This is a genomic window from Pseudomaricurvus albidus (assembly GCF_018863235.1).
GTDB classification, from domain to species: Bacteria; Pseudomonadota; Gammaproteobacteria; order Pseudomonadales; family Cellvibrionaceae; genus Pseudomaricurvus; species Pseudomaricurvus albidus.
Genome location: NZ_JAHKRS010000020.1, coordinates 1 through 4,976 on the forward strand (window position 1 = coordinate 1; position 4,976 = coordinate 4,976).

Annotated in this window: 6 protein-coding genes and 1 pseudogene; 1 reads left to right on the forward strand and 6 read right to left on the reverse strand. The window is 44.2% G+C overall.

Annotation, left to right across the window (positions count from 1 at the left end):
* Nucleotides 1-63: 63 nt before the first annotated feature.
* Entirely contained in the window at nucleotides 64-540 is a 477-nt protein-coding gene (locus KOI40_RS18180) for a hypothetical protein (RefSeq protein ID WP_216098965.1), read from the reverse strand.
* Between the two features lie 33 nt (nucleotides 541-573).
* Between KOI40_RS18180 and KOI40_RS18185 the strand changes: the two genes are divergently transcribed.
* Nucleotides 574-1,362 carry a hypothetical protein gene (locus tag KOI40_RS18185; RefSeq protein WP_216098966.1) on the forward strand — a complete coding sequence of 263 codons (789 nt, stop codon included), beginning with the start codon at nucleotides 574-576 and terminating at the stop codon, nucleotides 1,360-1,362.
* Nucleotides 1,363-1,404: 42 nt separating this feature from the next.
* Here KOI40_RS18185 and KOI40_RS18190 read toward each other — a convergent pair whose 3' ends face one another.
* The 5 genes and pseudogenes from KOI40_RS18190 to KOI40_RS18210 all read right to left on the reverse strand — a co-directional run bounded on the left by KOI40_RS18190 (nucleotide 1,405) and on the right by KOI40_RS18210 (nucleotide 4,815).
* Nucleotides 1,405-1,953, reverse strand: coding sequence for a hypothetical protein (locus KOI40_RS18190; RefSeq protein ID WP_216098967.1), 549 nt, complete (start codon nucleotides 1,951-1,953; stop codon nucleotides 1,405-1,407).
* Between the two features lie 60 nt (nucleotides 1,954-2,013).
* Nucleotides 2,014-3,197, reverse strand: a protein-coding gene (locus KOI40_RS18195; RefSeq protein WP_216098968.1) for an IS3 family transposase whose coding sequence is annotated in 2 segments (ribosomal slippage) — nucleotides 2,014-2,909 and nucleotides 2,909-3,197 — 1,185 coding nt in all. Because the reading frame shifts where the segments join, the coding sequence is not laid out codon by codon here.
* 85 nt (nucleotides 3,198-3,282) lie between these two features.
* Nucleotides 3,283-3,603: pseudogene (locus KOI40_RS18965) on the reverse strand (hypothetical protein); the annotation flags it as partial.
* Between the two features lie 271 nt (nucleotides 3,604-3,874).
* Nucleotides 3,875-4,141, reverse strand: coding sequence for a hypothetical protein (locus KOI40_RS18205; protein ID WP_216098969.1), 267 nt, complete (start codon nucleotides 4,139-4,141; stop codon nucleotides 3,875-3,877).
* A 104-nt stretch (nucleotides 4,142-4,245) separates the two neighbouring features.
* Complete coding sequence (locus KOI40_RS18210) at nucleotides 4,246-4,815, reverse strand: GNAT family N-acetyltransferase (protein WP_216098970.1); 570 nt, start codon at nucleotides 4,813-4,815, stop codon at nucleotides 4,246-4,248.
* Between the last annotated feature and the right edge of the window lie 161 nt (nucleotides 4,816-4,976).

Sequence of the window (4,976 nt, forward strand, 5' to 3'; positions counted from 1 at the left end):
TAATGGATCGGCTGAACAATCGTCCCAGAAAGACAAGGGGCTGTCGATCACCAAACGAATTATTTATGGGGCAGCGAGTGGATTTGCTCGCTGCGTAACGGAATTGCAGTTATTACTTGAAACTGCGGAATAAATAAGTGAGTGAAAATTCCGTTCAAATCCATTCATCGCTGATTCAAAAGTGATAAATGCAATAAATACTAAGCTTAATCCAAAAACGCTTTTCCAAATCAAACTGCTTGTTTTATAGAAAGCACCTACAAAGGGAATCTTTGTTAACTCGACAACCGCAACCATTACAAATGGAACTGAAGCGATTAGAATATTGGTCCAGCCACTTAAACCGAGAATCGGATTGTCGGCAGTCATTTCCTGAGCCGAGGATAAGCCCTGCATAAGGGCGATCGCTAAACCAATAATTACCGCGAAAATCTCAATTGCCCACGCGAATCGATACAATAGCCTCCCGATTTTTTCTCTTTCATCCGAGATCGGTTGAAGAGCGCTATCAATATCGATAGAGTGATCAGCTGAGTTCATACTGCTATATCCTTGTCGGTTGGGTCCTGCGTGATGCGAATTAACAAAAGTCATTTTTTGGTTTTATTGCTGCTAGTAAATGGCTGCTCTACTGGTTTCCAACCATATACAGACACTTCGATCCGAACACCTCAACCCCAAAAAGAGGAAGAAGATCAAGATGCAAAAGAGGAAAATGATACACAGATCACACATGGTATAGAAGCATCCTTATCGCCTAGTCCTATAAATGAGTTTAAGGCGAAGCCCCCTCTTGAAACTAACCCCTCCAACGAGAGTGCAATTAGCGAGCAAAGCGCTCATAAAAAGGCCGATCTAAAGCTTTTACCTTCCGGTTCAGACGTCTCGAGTGCTGATGAGCCCCCTTCCGAGAATCCGATAAAGGGTGAAGAATCACCTAATGACAACGGGATTTCGGGTAATGGCTCCACTGATATATCTACAGAAGGCGCCAACACCGGGATTAACACTACGCCAGGTCAAGGTAACCATTCGGGCTCACCTAATCTCGACGAAAGTGACGCCTCCCCTTCTGGCAAGCAGGAAGGTTGGCAGGAATCAGGCGGAGGTGGAGGTTTAGGGTTAGGTGGGCTAGCAATTCCTAGCCTTCCAGCTGTATCTCTGCCCGAGCTTCCATCGCTATCGTTGCCAGGATCTATAAATCTTGATTCCAGTGGTCAATCATCTGCATCAGTTAACTCAAATTTGCAAATGAAAACTGGCGATGAAAGCGCCAATTCCGCATCTGTCAACGACCCTAAGGAAAAGAGCACTTCTGCACCTGAGCAGACTAAGAAATGGAATCTAATGAGGCCTAGATAAGCAAGGTCAAACAAGAATCGAATAGGCCCTCTGGCAGGCTTGTTACGCTGGGACCTCCTGAATAGCCCCAGCTTCAATATCTAGAAGCACTTTAAAACGGGATAACGGAATTGCATATATAGAGTTAGTATCTATATCCCCTCTGCACACAAGCGCCACAGATCTTAGTTCTGTATCAACGATTGGGGCGCCGCTACCCCCTTTAAAGTGTTCATGACCAGGGTGATCAAAAGGAAGCTTAAAATGATAATAACCATCCTTTTCTTCTATATACCTTAAGTTCGTATAAGTGGCTAACTCAGTAACAAAATATGCTTGTCCGTGGTGATTCTCGAGCTCAGGCTTTTCTGACCCACTAAACCCGTAGATCTCGTCTTTGTTGGGGTGGTTTTCAAGCGCAGAATCAAAAACGATTACTCTCGTCTCATCTTCGATCTCACTAGAGAAGATTATTTTCTGCCTTAGTGGTGATAGGTCGCCAGGGACACCCGCGTATGAAAAATCATTATTTTCTATGCTGAAGTTTTCACAGTAAGAAAGTTCATACCCCCAACTAAATAGCTTTGAGTCACTGCTGTCCCAGTTATTCACTCCGAAGAGAGCCTAAACCACGATTGTGATCTTGCCCCGATAAAACGGACACGTTCATTTTCATACTGCTATTCGTTCATATTCCATCGGTGAGCAATACCCGATCGATGAATGCAGCCGTTTCCTATTATAAAAATCATTGATGTAACAGGCCAAAGCATACTTCAGTTCATCTGTAGATTGAAATGTCGTACCACGAATCAGTTCTGCCTTAAGTGAATGGAAGAATGATTCCATGTGCGCATTGTCTGTACATTTTCCTGGGCGACTTAAGCTATGAAGATTACCATATTGCTTAAGATCCTTCTGATACTCAGAACCCCTGTACTCCACGCCACGATCTGTATGTAGCATTAACCCTACTTCCGGATTACGCTTCCGCATTGCAGCCGCAAGCGTTCGTCCTGTAACCTCTGTCGCTCTCTTTGTATCTAGACTCCACCCAACAATTCTTCGTGAGTGAAGATCCATGATCGCTGACAGATAATGCCACTGCTGCTTTACCTTTAAGTAAGTGACATCCGCAACCCATACCTGGTCTTTCTTTTCCGGTACAGCGCCATCTGGCCTCAGATTCTCTCCAGATGCCAGGAACCGCCTCATGCCAGGTGCTCTGTAGGTTACCCTGGTTACTCTGGCAATAAGGCCCATCTCGCACATCAATCGCGCAACACGCTTTCGGCTGACGTAGTAACCCAGTATATACAGCGCCTTCCAGATCCTAGGACTACCATAGCGTCCTTTAGCTTCATCCGATATGGCCTTAATCAGAATCTTCAGGTCTTTGTCGCTATGCTGACGTGCTGATGGCTCCCTCCTAAGCCAGTCGTAGTAACCACTACGCGATACGCCCAACCACTCACAGGTTCGCTTGATACCTAGTTCTTGTCCAAATCTCTGGATGAATCGATATCTTGCTGATGTTCCTCCGCAAGAAACCGTTGCCACTTTTTTAACAGGTCAAGCTCCTGCTTAAGTTTCTTATTTTCTGCCTCCAGCTTCTTTACCTTAGAAATCTCTTTCTCTTGCTTGCTGGATACTTCAGTGAGTTTCTTCCCTTTGTCAGCCACAATCTTCCCTTCACGGTATTCTTTTCGCCATCGTGACAGCATAAAGGGATGTATGTCGTGAGTGGCTGCAATTTCCTGCACCTGAATCCCATTCATTAAGCTCAACTGAACCGCTTTGACTTTAAACTCATTCGAATACTGCCAGGTTTTTCTTGGCATTGTATATTTTGGCATCGGACACCTTGTCAGTTTGACTTTGGTGTCCGTTAAATCGGGGCAAGATCATTGATCCGAGTGCTTGCGCTTGTTAGGGATGGGTTTAATAAGGCCACTCACGTTGCTCTGCCTTGTATTTTTCCGCATGCTGAGGTCGATACCATAGCGCCAAGGATGTGAAAATGACTGAATCGATGTAGCGAGTACGTGCATCACGAGGAATTCCCTTCTCTTTTGCATCCGGCATTCGATCGTAGAAGTTATTGCATAAAGCAGTAATCGCATCATCTCCGAAGCTTATACCGTGAACATGATGTGCGAACTCGTTACGCACCTTGCGAATTAGTTGTAACTCTTTATGTTCTAAATCAGTGATCAGCCCTAGGCAATAGCTGGCTTTAATTCTGGCGCTGAAAGTGCCAAGTGGTGCAGTTCCTCCTTCAAGAAGCTCTTTAGATTGCTTTTTCTATAGAAGATGGCTCTTTAGGAGCTCAAGGAGCTGTTCATCAAGTAAAGCAGCACCGACTAATGCAGCGCCGCGATCCGTCTCCGCCTGAAACTCTTTAAGGAACTTGCTGAAATACTCTAAGTCTTCCGGTTTCACTTCAGATCCCTAACGCCTTGCTTTGGGGCGGCGCAACGCAGTGGAGCCGTCCCAGCCAAACGTCTTTTCGTTTGGCGACAACGGCAACTTGTTATGCAGGGACAACATCGATATTTGTGAAATTTGAAGCATACATATTGAGTAAATATTCTGCTTCTTCAGCTGTTTCTGCATGACGACGTGATGGACGATATACAGTCGCGGCGTCTTTATGAGGGCGACAATAGTGGCTAATTTCCCAACGATATGGAAGATGATCGATTTCGTTAGTTAGGTAAACATATCCTTTTACTGGATGTTCTAACCCATCAATTTCGTATTCAAACTCTTTTATTAATTCTTTCTTTACAACTGACATATTCATTCCTTTGTATGTTTTTTGCATCGCCGTGCTTAGGGGCCGCAGTGGAGCGCCAGCGAAACGGAGGTCACAGCGCAGCGACTACAGCACTTTGTTATATTTTATATGCCAACAATATTCTTAATATCTCTATCATTGAGGAAAAATATTGGGGCGCCAAGTGTTTCATTATGGTTGTTCATGACGCACAACTCAGAATATAGCCCTTTAGACAACTGAAAGTTTTCATCATCGGGAATATCAAAGGGTTGTGTGAAGTGAAAACCGTACTTTTCATAGAAGGCTACTTTGTCTGAAGGACAGAGCAGACAGATCTTGGGTTCATTTTCTGCAAGAGACGTTAGTATTTGCTCACCTATACCATGCCCACGGAATTCTTCTTTTACATATATTTTGTGGAGATACTTTGGAAACTTAGGGTCTGGATGCACAAAGAGCATGGCATAACCATATAGTTCTTGATCATTGTGAGAAATTGCAACTCGCAAATGGCCAGACTTATAGCATTCATCCAGCACCGAAATTATGTAGGACAATGCGTTTTCACGGTCATCCTCGTCAAACGCAATGAAATGAGTAAAAAGGCTCGGGCTTAGCGCCAAATCTGAGAGCATACCCGAAGATTCAAGATCATATATTTCATTTAGAAAATAGTCAGCGGTGTATTCCATGCAGGACTCCGTTCTTGAGGAAGATATAACAGCTTTATCTATGGACTCTCCTCGGTTTGCAAGGTAATCAAGATAAAACCACATTCGACTGCATATATCTATTCGGTCTTTGTGTAGTCACACTGACCCAGATGACATTTGCGCGCAAATTCCTCATTATT